The 15,714-nt window shown below is 60.7% G+C and carries 16 protein-coding genes; 8 read left to right on the top strand and 8 right to left on the bottom strand.

Translation table 11 applies throughout. The features are described from left to right. Positions 1 to 32 precede the first annotated feature (32 nt). Positions 33 to 839 carry an alpha/beta fold hydrolase gene (locus HAT86_RS09145; protein ID WP_167196200.1) on the bottom strand — a complete coding sequence of 269 codons (807 nt, stop codon included), beginning with the start codon at positions 837 to 839 and terminating at the stop codon, positions 33 to 35. A gap of 3 nt (positions 840 to 842) precedes the next feature. Continuing rightward, positions 843 to 1,445 (bottom strand): 2-hydroxychromene-2-carboxylate isomerase, encoded by a 603-nt coding sequence (locus HAT86_RS09140; RefSeq protein WP_167196197.1) that lies wholly within the window; start codon positions 1,443 to 1,445, stop codon positions 843 to 845. Positions 1,446 to 1,551: 106 nt separating this feature from the next. Here HAT86_RS09140 and HAT86_RS09135 point away from each other — a divergent pair, with 106 nt between their 5' ends. Further along, entirely contained in the window at positions 1,552 to 2,568 is a 1,017-nt protein-coding gene (locus HAT86_RS09135; RefSeq protein WP_167196194.1) for a ribose-phosphate pyrophosphokinase, read from the top strand. Between the two features lie 45 nt (positions 2,569 to 2,613). On the opposite strand, the gene HAT86_RS09130 is transcribed toward HAT86_RS09135, so the two are convergent. Continuing rightward, complete coding sequence (locus tag HAT86_RS09130) at positions 2,614 to 2,964, bottom strand: H-type lectin domain-containing protein (RefSeq protein WP_167196191.1); 351 nt, start codon at positions 2,962 to 2,964, stop codon at positions 2,614 to 2,616. A gap of 179 nt (positions 2,965 to 3,143) precedes the next feature. Here HAT86_RS09130 and HAT86_RS09125 point away from each other — a divergent pair, with 179 nt between their 5' ends. After that, positions 3,144 to 3,887, top strand: a complete 744-nt coding sequence (locus HAT86_RS09125) for an SDR family NAD(P)-dependent oxidoreductase (protein WP_167196188.1) — start codon at positions 3,144 to 3,146, stop codon at positions 3,885 to 3,887. Positions 3,888 to 3,955: 68 nt separating this feature from the next. Here the strand turns inward: HAT86_RS09125 and HAT86_RS09120 are convergent, their stop codons facing one another. From HAT86_RS09120 to HAT86_RS09100, 5 genes are all read right to left on the bottom strand, one after another. Then, the gene (locus tag HAT86_RS09120; protein WP_167196185.1) at positions 3,956 to 4,381 is read right to left on the bottom strand and encodes a F0F1 ATP synthase subunit epsilon; all 426 of its coding nucleotides are present in this window, start codon (positions 4,379 to 4,381) and stop codon (positions 3,956 to 3,958) included. 67 nt (positions 4,382 to 4,448) lie between these two features. Next, a complete protein-coding gene (gene atpD, locus HAT86_RS09115; RefSeq protein WP_167196182.1) occupies positions 4,449 to 5,873 on the bottom strand; it encodes a F0F1 ATP synthase subunit beta in 1,425 nt (474 codons plus the stop codon). A 19-nt stretch (positions 5,874 to 5,892) separates the two neighbouring features. After that, positions 5,893 to 6,777 carry a F0F1 ATP synthase subunit gamma gene (locus tag HAT86_RS09110; protein WP_167196179.1) on the bottom strand — a complete coding sequence of 295 codons (885 nt, stop codon included), beginning with the start codon at positions 6,775 to 6,777 and terminating at the stop codon, positions 5,893 to 5,895. Between the two features lie 15 nt (positions 6,778 to 6,792). Further along, a complete protein-coding gene (gene atpA / locus HAT86_RS09105; RefSeq protein WP_167196175.1) occupies positions 6,793 to 8,331 on the bottom strand; it encodes a F0F1 ATP synthase subunit alpha in 1,539 nt (512 codons plus the stop codon). Beyond that, the gene (locus tag HAT86_RS09100; protein ID WP_167196171.1) at positions 8,332 to 8,892 is read right to left on the bottom strand and encodes a F0F1 ATP synthase subunit delta; all 561 of its coding nucleotides are present in this window, start codon (positions 8,890 to 8,892) and stop codon (positions 8,332 to 8,334) included. Between the two features lie 395 nt (positions 8,893 to 9,287). Between HAT86_RS09100 and HAT86_RS09095 the strand changes: the two genes are divergently transcribed. From HAT86_RS09095 to HAT86_RS09070, 6 genes are all read left to right on the top strand, one after another. Continuing rightward, a complete protein-coding gene (locus HAT86_RS09095) occupies positions 9,288 to 9,653 on the top strand; it encodes a VanZ family protein (RefSeq protein WP_167196168.1) in 366 nt (121 codons plus the stop codon). 194 nt (positions 9,654 to 9,847) lie between these two features. Continuing rightward, positions 9,848 to 10,879, top strand: coding sequence for a BMP family protein (locus HAT86_RS09090; RefSeq protein ID WP_167196165.1), 1,032 nt, complete (start codon positions 9,848 to 9,850; stop codon positions 10,877 to 10,879). Continuing rightward, positions 10,880 to 12,427 carry an ABC transporter ATP-binding protein gene (locus HAT86_RS09085; protein WP_167196162.1) on the top strand — a complete coding sequence of 516 codons (1,548 nt, stop codon included), beginning with the start codon at positions 10,880 to 10,882 and terminating at the stop codon, positions 12,425 to 12,427. Beyond that, a complete protein-coding gene (locus tag HAT86_RS09080; protein WP_167196159.1) occupies positions 12,417 to 13,466 on the top strand; it encodes an ABC transporter permease in 1,050 nt (349 codons plus the stop codon). Before HAT86_RS09085 ends, HAT86_RS09080 begins: the two co-directional genes overlap by 11 nt. Before the next feature lie 4 nt (positions 13,467 to 13,470). Next, a complete protein-coding gene (locus HAT86_RS09075) occupies positions 13,471 to 14,415 on the top strand; it encodes an ABC transporter permease (protein ID WP_167196156.1) in 945 nt (314 codons plus the stop codon). After that, complete coding sequence (locus tag HAT86_RS09070; protein ID WP_167196153.1) at positions 14,415 to 15,692, top strand: amidohydrolase family protein; 1,278 nt, start codon at positions 14,415 to 14,417, stop codon at positions 15,690 to 15,692. The genes HAT86_RS09075 and HAT86_RS09070 overlap by 1 nt, the downstream gene beginning before the upstream one ends. Positions 15,693 to 15,714 lie beyond the last annotated feature (22 nt).

Genomic DNA, 15,714 nt, shown 5'->3' with positions numbered 1-15,714 from the left:
GGACGAGACCGCCAGACAAGGCGGACAAGTTTTCAAGCTGAACGCAAAAAACGCAGGATCTCGGCACTGACCTGCGCGGGGTGCGTGATCGGTGCCATATGTCCCGCGCCCAAGATCACCGCCCGCTCCGCCTGCGGCAGTCGCGCGGCCAGCCCGGCGTTGATTGCCGGGATAATCGCGGGTGACTGGCTGCCCTCAATCAGCAGCGCCGGCACGGTCACGGCCTGCAATACGCCGTCCACTAGCAGCCCCGCGGCATCCTCGTATAACACCGGTTGCGCGGCGTCGATCAATGGCATCTGCGCAGCCATGGCGCGGCGCTGCGGTTCCGGCACATCACCCCAAGCGGCCCCTGCCCCCCACACGGCGGTAAAGGCGCGCGCTGCGTCCTGCGTATCCCCTGCCGCCATCGCCTTTGCAAAGCCCCCCATGGCCACGTCGAACGCGGCCCGCGCGCCGGGGTCCGCGGCAAAGCCTGCCGCGAAAAAAACCGGTTCGATCAAAACCAGCGACCGCACCAGATCGGGCCGCATCACCGCCAGCCGCAAGGCCACCGTCGCGCCAAAGGAATGACCGATCAGGTCGGTTGGGCCGTCGCACAGATCCGCCGCGATTCGTGCCGTCACCTCTTGGATCTCGCCACGCTTGTCCCAAGGCGCGCTGCGCCCGTGGCCCGGCATGTCGCACGCCCGGAGGGTCAACGCGCCGGACAGATGCCGCGCCATGCCGCCCCAACTGCCGGAATGCGCCAGCGAGCAATGGATTGCCAATGCCCGGCGCGGCCCCTGCCCAAAGCTGGTCCAATAGGTCGAAAATCCCGCCCGCAGATCTTGCGGCATAGGCTACAGATGACCTGCCAGATGCTGGTCCAGATCGTCCAGCCGGTCTTGGCCCCAAAAGCTCTGGCCGCTGTCCACCACGTAAAACGGCACGCCGAACACATTGGCGGCCACCGCCTGTTCCAGATTGGCGGCATAGGTCTCAGCCCCGCTCAGCAGGCCACTATCAGCCAGCTTGGGGTCAAAGCCGCTTTGCTCAAGACAGTCCTTGATCACATCATCCTCGGCGATGTCGCGGTCTTCGGCCCAACACGCCCGCAGGATCGCCTGCACCAGCCCGCCCAGATCACCACCGCCCGCGTTTTGCGCGGCGATGACCGCATACGAGGACGGCGCGGCATTTGTCGGCCAATGCGCGGGTTGAAAATTGAAAGGCAGCCCCGTCTTTTTGGCCTGACGCGGCAATTCCTGCGCGCGATAGGCCATCCGTGACGGGTGCCGGTCCTTGGGGGCCTGCCCGCCTGTACGCGCGAACAGCTGCAATACATCCAGAGGCTTATAGGTCACGCCGGCCCCATACTTTGCCGCGATCTGCTCCAGACGATTGCCCGCCAGATAGGCATAGGGCGACAATGTTGAGAGATAATAGTCGATGTGATGGGCCATTTTCGCGGCTTCCCCCTTGGCATAGCTTTGCCCGACGCTACGCGCATGCTAAGCGAAGATCAACGTCACGAATCTGTCATCACAGACCACCCCGGGGATCTTTGAAATGCCAACCACGCCAGAGCCAAAACTGATCACAGGCAACGCCAACAAACCGCTTGCCACGGCGATTGCCCGCCGCATGTCCATGCATCGCGGCGTTAATGTCGGGCTTGTCGATGCCCGTGTCGAACGGTTCAACGATCAAGAGGTTTTCGTCGAGGTTTACGAGAACGTCCGCGGCGAGGATATGTTCATCATCCAGTCCACCTCGAACCCGGCCAATGACAACCTGATGGAATTGCTGATCATGTCCGATGCCCTGCGCCGATCCTCGGCCAAGCGCATCACCGCCGTGATCCCCTATTTCGGCTATGCAAGGCAAGACCGCCGCTCAAAGGCGCGCACGCCGATCTCGGCAAAATTGGTGGCCAACATGTTGGTCGGCTCGGGTATCGAACGCGTTCTGACGATGGACCTGCACGCCACGCAAATTCAGGGGTTTTTCGACATCCCCGTCGACAACCTTTATGCGGCACCGATCTTTTCGCTGGATATCAAGGAACAGTTCAAGGACTCGCTTGACCAAGTTATGGTCGTTTCACCTGACGTGGGCGGTGTGGCGCGTGCCCGCGAATTGGCCAAGCGGATCGAAGCGCCGCTTGCGATCGTCGACAAACGTCGCGAGAAAGCTGGCGAAGTGTCCGAAATGACCGTGATCGGTGATGTGACCGGCAAAAAATGCATCATCGTCGACGATATCTGCGATACCGCCGGAACGCTTTGCAAGGCGGCTCAGGTGCTGCTTGATGAAGGCGCTGCCGAGGTGCACGCCTATATCACCCATGGTGTGTTGTCCGGCCCCGCGGTTGAGCGGATCACGAACTCGGTCATGAAGTCGCTGGTCATCACCGACACGATCCAACCCACCGAGCCGGTCAAAGCCGCCCCCAACATTCGTATCATACCCACGGCCCCGATGTTCGCGCAGGCCATTTTGAACATCTGGAACGGCACCTCGGTGTCGTCGCTGTTTGACACACCGACGCTTGAGCCGATCTATGAAGGCAAGTTCAAAGGCTGAACGTATGCGCGCGACGCCCCGGTTTCCGGGGCGACAAGCGGCCGGTCAATAAAGCTGCCAGTCATCCTCGTGATAGGCTTCGCCAATCGCCATCCACCGGATGCGCGCCCGTGCCACGCGGGTGTCGCCCCATGTGCGAAACACCACGTCAAACCCGGTGGTGGTCACATTTTCGGCGGTCACATCGGCGCGCACATTGGCGGCGCTGTCCATATCCCACATCGACAGGGTGACATGCACTGCCGGGGCGGACTTGAACGATTGCCCAAAGATCAGACCCTTGCGCCGCTCACGCGCGCCTTCACCTGTCCACATGACGCCGCCATCTTCGTAATCCGAAAACAAAACGTCATCGCCCTGTTCGATCCCGATGGATTGACTGGTGATTAATTTCATGGCGCAACCTTGCTGTTCCGGCCCATTTTATTACGCGTTTTGGTCAAGATTGAGAAGGTGAAAAGGTAAAACCTTGGCCACGGCCATTGCCCGCCCGCCTGACCTATGAAAATCACGGTTGCATCTGGCCTGTCTTCGGCCCCACAGTCCCCGCGCAACACGTCTTCAGGACCATTCAGATGTCAGACACAGACCCGCGCAAGACACTTCTTTTAACCGGGGCAAGCCGCGGTATCGGGCACGCAACCGTGCGCAAATTCGCCGCCAAAGGCTGGCGCGTGCTCAGTTGTTCGCGACAGCCCTTTTCCGACGATTGCCCGTGGCCCAGTGGCGAGCAGGATCACATTCAGGTCGATCTGTCCGATCCGCGGCAAACAATGGCCGCCATCGACCAGATACGCGCGCGCCTGCCCGACGGAAAGCTGCACGCGCTGGTCAACAATGCCGGCGTGTCACCAAAAGGCCCGGATGGGGCGCGTCTGAACACCATAGACACCGGGCTGGACGTCTGGGGGCAGGTGTTTCACGTCAATTTCTTTGCGCCGGTCGTTCTCGCGCGCGGGTTGATCACCGAATTGTCCGCCGCGCAGGGCGCGGTGGTCAACATCACCTCGATCGCCGGGGCACGTGTGCACCCGTTTGCCGGGGCCGCCTATGCCACGTCCAAGGCGGCGCTGGCGGCATTGACGCGCGAAATGGCGCATGATTTCGGCCCCTCCGGCGTGCGCGTCAACGCCATCGCGCCGGGTGAGGTGGAAACCAGCATTCTCAGCGAAGGGACGGACAAGATCGTGCAGGGCCTGCCTATGCGTCGCCTTGGCCAGCCCGCCGAAGTGGCCGACGTGATCTATTTCCTGTGCTCCGACGGCAGTTCTTACGTGTCGGGCACCGAGATCGAAGTCAACGGCGCGCAGCACGTTTGATACCCCGCAAACAGCAAAAAGCCCGCCGATATAGGCGGGCCTCTCAGGATTGTCTTGATGCCGGGGTCTTAGTTGGCCGACAGGCCAATATGATCACCCATCGCCACCATGTCTGACAGCAGCTTGGCCGCGTCGTCCACCGGGCCGGGCTCGTTGACGAAGGTCTCTTGGGCCTTGTTCAGCCTGTCGGTCGCTTCATCCACCAGCGTCTTGAACTGCTCTTGCGTGATGTCCGCGCGGGCAATCGCCTTTTCGGCCAGAACCGACACGCTTTCGGCGCCGATTTCGGCGAAGCCACCTGTGACGATATACTCGGCCTCACCCTCGGGGCCTGACACCGTCAGGATACCGGGGCGCAGCGTGGTGATCAGCGGGCTGTGCTGCGCCATGGCCGTCAGATCCCCTTCAGCACCGGGAATCCGCACTTCTTCGGCCTGAACCGAGACCAAGCGCCGCTCGGGCGACACCAGATCGAATTGCACTGTTTCAGCCATTCTCGGGCCTCCTTGTCATGCCCTCCCCCGGCCCCAAAAGGACGGACCGGGGTTGGGCAGGCATTCATCACGCCGCGTCAGCAGCCATCTTTTCGGCTTTGGCGATCACATCATCGATGCCGCCCACCATATAGAAGGCACCTTCGGGCAGGTGGTCGTATTCACCGGCCACAACCGCCTTGAACGATGTTATGGTGTCTTCCAGCGGCACCTGCACACCGTCCGACCCTGTGAACACTTTCGCAACGTCGAAGGGCTGCGACAGGAAACGCTCGATTTTACGGGCGCGTGCCACGGTCAGCTTGTCGTCCTCGCTCAGTTCGTCCATCCCCAGAATGGCGATGATGTCTTGAAGCGCCTTGTAGCGTTGCAAAACACCCTGAACGTCGCGGGCAACTTGATAGTGCTCTTCACCCACAATCTGCGGGTCCATCAGGCGCGAGTTACTGTCGAGCGGGTCAACAGCCGGGTAAATCCCTTTTTCCGAGATCGCGCGGTTCAGAACCGTGGTTGCGTCCAAGTGGGCAAAGGTTGTCGCCGGGGCCGGGTCGGTCAAGTCGTCCGCAGGCACGTAAACGGCCTGAATCGATGTGATCGAGCCTTTCTTGGTCGAGGTGATCCGCTCCTGCATCTGGCCCATGTCGGTGGCCAGCGTCGGCTGATAGCCCACAGCCGAAGGAATACGACCAAGCAGAGCCGAGACCTCGGAACCCGCCTGCGTAAAGCGGAAGATGTTATCGACGAAGAACAAAACGTCTGTCCCCGACTGGTCGCGGAACTGTTCCGCCAATGTCAGACCGGTCAAGGCAACACGCGCACGCGCTCCCGGCGGTTCGTTCATCTGGCCGTACACCAAGGCCACTTGGCTTTCTTCCAGATTGTCAGGCTTGATCACGTTGGATTCAATCATCTCGTGATACAGGTCGTTGCCTTCACGGGTCCGTTCCCCAACACCGGCGAACACTGAGTAGCCCGAGTGCACCTTGGCGATGTTGTTGATCAGTTCCATGATCAAAACCGTTTTGCCCACACCGGCACCGCCAAACAGGCCGATTTTACCGCCTTTGGAGTAGGGCGCCAACAGGTCGATCACCTTGATGCCGGTCACAAGAATTTCCGACTCGGTCGACTGTTCCTGAAACTCGGGCGCTTCGGCGTGAATCGGGCGGGTTTCTTTGGCTTTGATCGGCTCGCCTTCGTCCACCGGCTCACCGATGACGTTCAGGATCCGGCCAAGGGTGACGTCGCCCACGGGAATGGTGATCGGGCCGCCGGTATCGCCAACCTCTTGGCCGCGCACCAGACCTTCGGTGGCGTCCATCGCGATGGTCCGCACGGTGTTTTCCCCAAGGTGCTGGGCAACTTCCAGTACCAGACGCTTGCCGTTGTTGTCGGTTTCCAGGGCGTTCAGAATCTCGGGCAGGTGGTCGTCAAAGTGAACGTCCACCACGGCGCCGATCACCTGAGTGATTGTGCCTTTTGCGTTTGCCATGTCTTGTCTCCGGTCTCGGTTAGAGCGCCTCGGCGCCCGAAATAATTTCAATAAGCTCGTTGGTGATGACGGCCTGACGCGAACGGTTGTATTCGATGGTCAGCTTGTCGATCATATCGCCAGCGTTGCGCGTTGCGTTGTCCATCGCGGACATCCGCGCGCCCTGCTCGGATGCGCCGTTTTCCAGCAGCGCACTGAAAATGGCCGTGGCCACGCCGCGCGGCAGAAGATCGGCCAGAATGGCCTCTTCGTCCGGCTCATAGTCATACACCACATTTGCCTCGGCGGCTTCGGCGGCGACGTCCTCATCCACTTGGAACGGGATAACTTGCTGCATCGTCGGGATCTGACTGACCACGTTCTGGAACTTCGAATAGAAGATCTTGGCCACGTCAAACTCGCCCGCGTCGAACCGCGCCAGAACATCGGCGGCAATCGCTTGCGCGTCTGCATAGCTGATGTTCTTCACGTCGCTCAGATCGACATGGTGCACAAAATGATCGCCCAGATCGCGCTTTAGCGCATCCCGGCCCTTTTTGCCCACCGTCACGATCTTGACGGTTTTGCCTTTCGCCAGCAATTCGTTGGCCTCAATGCGTGCCAGTTTGGCAATATTCGCGTTGAAGCCCCCGCAAAGCCCGCGTTCGGCAGTCATGACGACAAGCAGTTGAACGTCATCGGAACCAGTGCCGCGCAGCAGCTTGGGCGCGCTGTCACTGTCACCGACCGACGCGGCCAGCTTGCCCATGACCGCGTTGAAACGCTCAGTATAGGGGCGCGACTGCTCGGCAGCGTCCTGCGCGCGGCGAAGTTTCGCCGCGGCAACCATTTGCATGGCTTTGGTGATCTTGCGGGTCGATTTGACCGACGCGATCCGATTTTTCAGGTCCTTGAGATTCGGCATTGCCTTATCTCCCCCTTACGCGAAGTCGGCGGCGAATTCGTCTAGCGCAGCCTTGATCTTGTCCTCGGCGTCACCCTTCACTTTGGGGTCTTCCTTGGTGATGAAATCCAGCAGATCCTGATGCTTGCCGCGCAAGTGGTTCAACAGGCCCTGTTCAAAACGGCCCACCTGATCCACGCCGATCTTGTCCAAGTAACCATGCGTGCCCGCATAGATCACACAGACGATCTCGGCGTTGGTCAGCGGCGAATACTGCGGCTGCTTCATCAGTTCGGTCAGACGTGCACCACGGTTCAGCAATTGCTGGGTTGCGGCGTCAAGGTCCGAGCCGAACTGTGCAAAGGCCGCCATTTCGCGATACTGCGCCAGTTCCAGTTTGACCGGGCCAGCAACCGATTTCATCGCGTTTGTCTGGGCCGAAGAGCCCACACGCGACACCGACAGACCGGTGTTCACAGCCGGGCGAATGCCCTGATAGAACAGTTCCGTTTCAAGGAAGATCTGACCATCGGTGATCGAGATCACGTTGGTCGGAATAAACGCCGACACGTCGCCGCCTTGGGTTTCGATGATCGGCAGCGCCGTCAGCGAGCCCGAGCCATTGTCTTCATTCAGCTTGGCCGAACGCTCCAACAGGCGGGAGTGAAGGTAGAACACGTCACCCGGATAGGCTTCACGCCCCGGCGGACGGCGCAGCAACAGCGACATCTGACGATAGGCGACGGCCTGCTTGGACAGGTCATCATACACGATCAACGCGTGACGGCCGTTGTCGCGGAAATGCTCGGCCATCGCGGTGGCGGCATAGGGCGCAAGGAACTGCATCGGTGCGGGGTCCGACGCGGTGGCGGCCACAACGATGGAATATTCAATCGCGCCGGATTCTTCCAGCTTCTTCACCAGCTGCGCCACTGTCGACCGCTTTTGGCCAACAGCAACGTAAACGCAGTAAAGTTTCTTGCCTTCGTCGTCGCCAGCGGCCTCGTTATAGGACTTCTGGTTAAGGATCGCGTCCAGCGCCACGGCGGTCTTGCCAGTCTGGCGGTCGCCAATGATCAGTTCTCGCTGGCCACGGCCAATCGGGATCATCGCGTCAACCGATTTCAGGCCGGTCGCCATCGGCTCGTGCACCGATTTACGCGGGATGATGCCGGGGGCTTTCACATCGGCCAGACCGCGATTTTTGGTTTTGATCGGGCCCTTGCCATCCAGCGGGTTGCCCAAGCCATCCACAACGCGGCCCAGCAGTTCGTCGCCGATCGGCACGTCCACGATGGACTTGGTGCGCTTGACGGTGTCGCCTTCCTTGATCGCGCGGTCAGACCCGAAGATCACGATACCCACGTTGTCGGCTTCAAGGTTCAGGGCCATGCCCATGATACCGCCGGGGAATTCCACCAATTCGCCGGCCTGAACATTGTCCAGACCATGCACACGCGCGATACCGTCACCAACCGACAGAACCCGGCCAACTTCGGCCACCTCGGCCTCTTGGCCGAAGTTCTTGATCTGGTCCTTCAGGATCGCAGAAATTTCTGCAGCTTGGATACCCATTTATCCGACCTCTTTCATTGCATTCTGTAGGGAATTGAGGCGCGAGCGGATCGAGGTATCGATCATTTTCGAGCCCACCTTTACGACAAGACCGCCAATGAGGCTTTCATCGACGGTCGCATTGATCTTGACGTCTTTGCCGACGCGCGCCTTCAGCGTCTTTGCCAGCTTGTCCGACTGCGTTTTGGTCAGCGCCTTGGCGCTGGCGACATCCGCTGTCACTTCGCCTTTGTCGTCGGCGATCATATCGGACAATTGGCGCAGCAGTTGCGGCAGCACGAACAGGCGACGCTTCTGGGCCATCACGGCCAGACCGTTCGCCATCTCGGGCTGCAGCTTCATTTTTTTGGCCAGCGCGGCCATGACCTTGCCCTGTTCGGCCCGCGACAAAACAGGCGATGCAATCACATCGCGCAACTCGTCACTGCCGTCCAAAGCGGCGGCTAGGTCGGTGATGTTGGGTTCAAGCTTGGCCAGAGAGTTGCTCTCTTTCGCAATCTCGAAAATGGCGGTGGCATAGCGCTCGGCAATGCCGGAGGAAATCGAAGCAGGTTCGGACACGTCCACCCTTCCGGTTTTCTGGCCCCGGTTCCCACGCACAGGTGATCCATGCGTCCGGGGGCGTTGACAGGCATTCAGATTTTCAAAACACCGAAATTTGAACGCGGTGTAGCAGAGCCTTGCGCACCTAGCAAGCTACTGGAAACCGGTTGTATACGATTGAATACTACATGTTTTCATAGACTTGCCCCAAGTGCGACCGATTGCACCTTTTTTACCGATCAAAAAAGTTATGATTTTTACAGCTTTTCGCGATTCCTTCACGCAAGCCGCGCCCGGCTGGGCCACGACGCGCGCCCGAAATCGTTAACGCTATCAGCGCAAACCACTGTTTCAGCCTGCCGTCATGCGGTATATCCCCGGTCAAGACACACGACGCAAAGGATTGCCCCACCGTGCATCTACACCCTACCCCTGATAAACGCTGGAAATTCGTTGTCGTCCTGACACTGGCAATCGCAGGGGTGATCGCATGGGCCACACTTAGCCCACCGGGCCCACCCGGACCGCCGGTGCCTTATGTCGACAAGGTTGGCCACGCCGTTGCCTTTGCCGTACTGATTGCGCCCATGGCATGGCAACGCCCCCGCGCCTTGCTGTGGGGCGTGCCGCTGGCATTGCTGTATGGCGGCGTCATCGAACTGATCCAACCGGGTTTTGGCCGTACAGCCGAATGGGCGGATTTTTGGGCCGACGGGATCGGGGTTGCTCTTGGCTGCCTGCCCGGTTTATTCCGGGCAAGGCGGCGCAACCGCCTTTGAACCCAAGTTCAGCGCGCGCCGGCAAAACGTCTGAATGCTGTAATTTATAGCGGTTGCCTAGTTTTGCACATTTTATGAGCGCTTGGTTCTGGACTCTGCCCGCGGGGCAGCCTTTTATTGGCAGAACTCAAAATCATGTTTACCAAATGGTCAAACACGCGAGGCATACCTCGTCCAACAGGGGGATCAGTTCAATGGATCATTCGAATACCACCAAATACCACGGCCTGACACGGCGTGGCTTTCTTGGCACAACCGCCGCCACCGCACTGGTCGTGGCCGCTGGTGCACCCGGTGCCTTGCGCGCCGCAGAGCCGCTGAAAGTGGCGGGCATCTATACGGTGCCGGTCGAACAGCAATGGGTCAGCCGCATTCACAAGGCCGCAGGCACGGCACAAGAGCGCGGCGATATCGAGTATGTGTTCTCGGAAAACGTATCGAACACCGATTACGCCCGCGTCATGCGTGAATATGCCGAACAGGGCTATCAGCTTATCATCGGCGAGGTGTTCGCCGTTGAACAAGAAGCCCGCGAAGTGGCGGCGGAATATCCCGACATCGCGTTCCTTATGGGCTCCAGCTTCAAACAAGATGACGCGCTGCCCAATTTCGCGGTGTTCGACAACTATATTCAGGACGCCTCGTATCTGACGGGCATCATTGCAGGGTCGATGACCGAAACCGGCAATATCGGCATGGTCGGCGGCTTCCCGATCCCCGAGGTGAACCGCCTGATGCACGCCTTTATGGCCGGCGCCCGCGAGATGAACCCCGACATTACCTTCCAAGTCAGCTTTATCGGCAGCTGGTTCGATCCGCCCAAAGCCAAGGAAACCGCCTTTGCCATGATCGAAAACGGCGCTGACATGCTCTATGCCGAACGCTTCGGCGTTTCGGATGCCGCGCAGGAAAAGGACATTCTGGCCATCGGCAACGTGATCGACACACAGGCCGATTACCCCGATACGGTCGTCGCATCTGCGATCTGGCATTTCGAGCCGACCTTGGACAAGGCGATTGCCGAAGTTCAGGCGGGCACCTTCTCAGCCGCCGATTACGGCGTCTATTCGTTCATGAAAGAAGGTGGATGTTCTTTGGCCCCGCTCGGCACCTTTGAAGACAAAGTGCCGCAAGAGGCGTTGGACCTTGTTAACAAGCGGCGCGAGCAGATCAAATCCGGGGACTTCACCGTCGAGATCAACGACGAAGAACCCAAGTCGTCGTAAATGAAAAATGCAAAGGCGGCGCAGGTCGTCCTGCGCCTCGATTCCATTACAAAACGCTTTGGCAAGCTGGTCGCGAATGATGCGATCAGCTTGTCTTTGCAGCAAGGTGAGGTCATCGCCCTGTTGGGCGAGAACGGCGCGGGCAAAACCACGCTGATGAATATCCTTTTCGGCCAATACACAGCCGACGAGGGGACCGTCGAGGTGTTCGGAGACGCCTTGCCGCCGGGCAATCCGCGCGCCGCCCTTGATGCCGGTGTTGGCATGGTGCACCAGCATTTCACGCTGGCCGACAACATGACCGTTTTGGAAAACGTGACACTTGGCACGCAAGGCTTGCTGTCATTGCGGCAAGATCGCGCGGCGGCGCGGGCCAAACTGGCGCAGCTGGCCACCGATTTCGGGTTGCAGGTTCACCCCGACGCCAAGGTCGGCAGCTTGACGGTTGGCGAACGCCAGCGGGTCGAGATTCTCAAGGCGCTGTATCGCGATGCGCGCATCCTGATTCTGGATGAGCCGACGGCGGTTTTGACCCCGCAGGAAACCGACGATCTGTTTGCAACGCTGCGCAAGGCGGTCAAACTGGGCCTGTCGGTGGTCTTTATTTCCCACAAGTTGCACGAGGTCATGGCGATTTCTGATCGCGTCCTGATCCTGCGGCATGGCCGTCTGGTGGCCGAACGCCCGATTGCAGAGGTCACCAAGGAAACGCTGGCCTCGCTGATGGTCGGCTCAGAGGTCAAAGCCCCCACTGTGGCCCCCGGTCAGCCCGGCAAGACGCTGATGCGCCTGCACGAGGTTTCGACCCCTGACCGGGGCAGCGCGCCGGGCCTTAAGCGCGTGTCGCTGTCGCTGCGCGCCGGGCAAGTGATCGGCCTTGCCGGTGTGTCGGGCAACGGCCAAGGTGCGCTGGCCGATCTGGTCGGAGGGCTGATCGGCCCGGCGACCGGACGGTTGGAACTGGACGAGGCCCACCTCAACACTTGGTCCCCGCGTGAGGCCGTTCATGCCGGGATTGCCCGCATTCCCGAAGACCGGCACAAAACCGGCACCATCGCCGAATTCGACCTGACCGAAAACGCGATCCTAGAGGCCTACAATCAGCCCCCCTACAGCCGCTCGGGCTGGATGAACTGGCGCCGGGCCGAGGCCTTCACCCGCGAGGTGATCGACACCTATGATGTGCGATGCCCCGGCCCTGCCACCCGCATTCGCCTTTTGTCAGGCGGCAACATGCAAAAACTGATCCTTGGGCGCGTGCTTGAGGCCAACCCACGCATCATCCTTGCCAATCAGCCGGTGCGCGGGCTGGATATCGGCGCGGTGAACTATGTCCACTCGCAGCTTCTGGCCGCGCGCGACAGAGGCGCGGCTGTGCTTTTGATCTCGGAGGATCTGGACGAAATCATGGCTTTGTCCGATGTCATCCACGTCATTTCCGAAGGCCGCCTGTCGCCCGGCTTTGCCCGCGGCACCAAAACACCCGCCGAACTAGGGGTTTGGATGGCTGGCCATGGCTTTGAACCGGAGACCGCCGATGCGTCTTGAACCCGTTGCCAACCCGTCGATCTGGCGCACCACCGTGCCACCGGCCATCGCCATCGGATCAACCGTGGTGGTCGCGTCTTTGCTGGCCATGGCCGCCGGGGCCAATCCGTTTTCCGTGCTCGGGCTGATCCTCAAGGGGGCGTTCGGATCGAAGTTTGCGCTGCTGGAAACGCTCAACCGCGCCACGCCGCTGATTTTCACCGGGCTGTCCGTGGCCGTGGCCTTTCGCGCGCGGCTGTGGAACATCGGGGCCGAGGCTCAGCTTTATGCCGGGGCGTTGATCACGGTGGTTTTGGGCACCGGGATGCTGCAATGGGGGGCCTTTGCCCTATTGCCCGCACTGGCTATCGCGTCGATGCTGGCCGGGGCGCTGGTCTTGCTGGTGCCTGCGCTTCTGAAGGTGCGGTTCGGCGTGGACGAGGTAGTGACCACACTGCTGTTCAACTTCATCTTCCTGCTGTTTATCTCGATGCTTTTGGAAGGCCCGCTCAAGGATCCAATGGGCATGGGCTGGCCAAAATCCGAACGGCTGATCGCCGAAGCCCGCCTGCCCCGCATCGTCGACGGGCTGCGCCTGCATTGGGGCTTTGGCCTTGCGCTGATCGCGGCGGCACTGGTTTGGGTGATCGAACGGCGCACGACGCTTGGCTATGAAATGCGCGCCGTGGGCCTGAACCGCGAGGCGGCGGGCTTTGCCGGGATCCCGGTCAATCGCGTGCTGATCAAAACCGCGCTTCTGGCCGGTGGTCTTGCCGCTCTTGCCGGGTTTTCCGAGGTGGCGGGCCTGAAAGGGAACCTGACGCTCGATCTTAGCCCCGGCTTTGGCTACACCGGCATCATCGTGGCGATGCTGGCCTTGCTGAACCCGCTGGCAGTGGTCGCGGCGGCCCTGTTCGTGGCCGGTATATTCGTCGGCGCCGACAGCATGAGCCGCGCCGCAAGCGTGCCCAGCTATCTGGCCGATATCATGCTGGCCACGGCGCTTTTGCTGATGGTGCTGGCGATTTTGCTGACCCGTTTCCGCGTGGTGAGGGAGTAAGCCGATGGACATGCTTGAAATCCTGCTTTCGGCCAGCTTCTGGACTGCGGCCATACGCATTGCCAGCCCGCTGATCTTTGCCACCTTGGGCGAATTGATCTGCGAACGTGCGGGTATCCTGAACCTTGGGATCGAGGGGATCATGGTTGCCGGCGCTTTCGCGGGTTGGATGGCGGTCTATTCCGGCACCGGGCTTTGGATGGGTGTGGCCGTGGCCATGGCCGTGGGGATGCTGTTTGGCTTGGTGCACAGCCTGCTGACCGTGCCGTTTGGCCTGTCGCAGCACGTGGTCGGGCTGGGTGTCACACTTCTGGCCACATCGCTGACCTATTACGCCTACCGCCTTGCCCTGCCCGAGGTCACAAGCCCGCCCAAGATCGACGCGTTCCAGCCGTTCGAAATTCCGCTGCTGTCCGACATCCCCCTGATTGGCCCCGCGCTGTTCTCGCAAACGCCACTGACCTATCTGGCCTTCCTGTCGGTCGGGGTGGTGACGCTGGTGCTGTATCGCACACCGCTTGGCCTTGCGCTGCGCGCGGCGGGGGAAAACCCTTCGGCGGTGGCCGCACAGGGGCTTTCGGTGACAGGTATCCGCATGGGGGCGGTGATTGTCGGCAGCGGCTTCATGGCGGTTGGCGGTGCGTTCCTGACCATGTCGGCCTTTGACAGCTTCTTTTTCGAAATGGTCAATGGGCGCGGCTGGATTTGCATCGCTTTGGTGGTGTTTGGCGCATGGAAGCCGGGCAAGGCGCTGTTGGGCGCAATCCTGTTCGCCGCCTTTGACGCGCTGCAAATCCGGGTGCAGCAAACGCCGCTTGGGACCGACATCCCCTATCAGGTGTTCTTGATGACGCCCTATATCCTGTCCATCCTCGCGCTTATCGTCATGTCGCGCCGGGCCGAGGTTCCGGCGGCGCTGATGGTGCCGTTCAACAAAGGGGAACGCTGATGTTCGATCTGATTGTAAAGGGCGGAACACTGCCCGACGGGCGTGTGGCCGACATTGGCATGCGCGGGAAAACCATTGCTGCGGTCGATGACCTGTCCGGCGCCGAAGCGGCCGAGGTGATCGAGGCCAGCGGCGATCTGGTCAGCCCGCCGTTTGTCGATCCGCATTTTCACCTTGATGCAACGCTGTCCTATGGCCTGCCGCGCATCAACGCCTCGGGCACCTTGCTGGAGGGCATCGGGCTGTGGGGTGAATTGAAACAGGTCGTCACCCAAGACGAAATGGTAGAACGCGCACTGGCCTATTGCGATTGGGCGGCCAGCATGGGCCTGTTGGCGATCCGCAGCCATGTCGACACCTGCGATGACCGGCTTTTGGGGGTCGAGGCCATGCTGGAAGTGCGCGAGCGTGTGCGCGACTATATCGACCTGCAACTGGTGGCCTTCCCGCAAGACGGGTTATACCGCGACCCGACCGCACGGGCCAACACCATCCGCGCGCTTGATATAGGCGTCGATGTGGTGGGCGGTATTCCGCATTTTGAACGCACCATGGCCGATGGCGCGGCCTCGGTGCGGGAATTGTGCCAGATCGCGGCAGACCGGGGTCTGATGGTCGACATGCATTGCGACGAAACCGACGACCCGCTGAGCCGTCACGTTGAAACCCTTGCCTTCGAGGCCCAGCGCCTTGGGCTGCAAGGCCGTGTGACGGGCAGTCATCTGACATCGATGCATTCGATGGACAGCTATTATGTCTCGAAACTGTTGCCGCTCATGGCCGAGGCAGGTTTGGCGGCCATTCCCAACCCGCTGATCAACATCATGCTTCAGGGCCGTCACGACGCATACCCCAAACGCCGCGGCCTGACCCGCGTGAAAGAGATGCAGGCGCATGGCATCACCGTGGGCTGGGGTCAGGACTGCGTGCTGGACCCTTGGTATTCCCTTGGCACCGCCGACATGCTGGATGTCGCCTTTATGGGCCTGCACGTGGCCCAGATGACCAGCCCCGAGGAAATGGCCCGCTGCTTTGACATGGTGACACATCAGAACGCGCAGATACTGGGCCTTGCGGATTACGGCCTTGCCCCCGGCAACCGCGCCTCGCTTGTGGTTCTGGATGCGGGCAACCCGATCGAAGCCCTGCGCCTGCGCCCATCGCGTTTGGCAGTCGTCTCGAACGGCAAGGTGATCAGCCGCATGCCGCGCGAGGATGCCACACTGACCCTGCCGGACCGTCCCGACAGCGTGCGCCGCCGCCATAGAATCAATTGATGTGCCCGCACGCCTTCAAGGT

Origin of the sequence: Roseovarius gahaiensis, assembly GCF_011601345.1 — a bacterium.
Classification (GTDB): Bacteria; Pseudomonadota; Alphaproteobacteria; order Rhodobacterales; family Rhodobacteraceae; genus Roseovarius; species Roseovarius gahaiensis.
This window is presented reverse-complemented; position numbering and strand designations above follow the sequence as displayed.

Bases quoted from the DNA above. Each gene is read 5' to 3' on its own strand.
- HAT86_RS09075 (WP_167196156.1), top strand. From the start codon at position 13,471: ATGGACATGCTTGAAATCCTGCTTTCGGCCAGCTTCTGGACTGCGGCC.
- HAT86_RS09070 (WP_167196153.1), top strand. From the start codon at position 14,415: ATGTTCGATCTGATTGTAAAGGGCGGAACACTGCCCGACGGGCGTGTG.
- atpD (WP_167196182.1), bottom strand. From the start codon at position 5,873: ATGGCAAACGCAAAAGGCACAATCACTCAGGTGATCGGCGCCGTGGTG.
- HAT86_RS09120 (WP_167196185.1), bottom strand. From the start codon at position 4,381: ATGGCTGAAACAGTGCAATTCGATCTGGTGTCGCCCGAGCGGCGCTTG.
- HAT86_RS09135 (WP_167196194.1), top strand. From the start codon at position 1,552: ATGCCAACCACGCCAGAGCCAAAACTGATCACAGGCAACGCCAACAAA.
- atpA (WP_167196175.1), bottom strand. From the start codon at position 8,331: ATGGGTATCCAAGCTGCAGAAATTTCTGCGATCCTGAAGGACCAGATC.
- HAT86_RS09145 (WP_167196200.1), bottom strand. From the start codon at position 839: ATGCCGCAAGATCTGCGGGCGGGATTTTCGACCTATTGGACCAGCTTT.
- HAT86_RS09110 (WP_167196179.1), bottom strand. From the start codon at position 6,777: ATGCCGAATCTCAAGGACCTGAAAAATCGGATCGCGTCGGTCAAATCG.
- HAT86_RS09140 (WP_167196197.1), bottom strand. From the start codon at position 1,445: ATGGCCCATCACATCGACTATTATCTCTCAACATTGTCGCCCTATGCC.
- HAT86_RS09085 (WP_167196162.1), top strand. From the start codon at position 10,880: ATGAAAAATGCAAAGGCGGCGCAGGTCGTCCTGCGCCTCGATTCCATT.
- HAT86_RS09080 (WP_167196159.1), top strand. From the start codon at position 12,417: ATGCGTCTTGAACCCGTTGCCAACCCGTCGATCTGGCGCACCACCGTG.
- HAT86_RS09090 (WP_167196165.1), top strand. From the start codon at position 9,848: ATGGATCATTCGAATACCACCAAATACCACGGCCTGACACGGCGTGGC.
- HAT86_RS09130 (WP_167196191.1), bottom strand. From the start codon at position 2,964: ATGAAATTAATCACCAGTCAATCCATCGGGATCGAACAGGGCGATGAC.
- HAT86_RS09125 (WP_167196188.1), top strand. From the start codon at position 3,144: ATGTCAGACACAGACCCGCGCAAGACACTTCTTTTAACCGGGGCAAGC.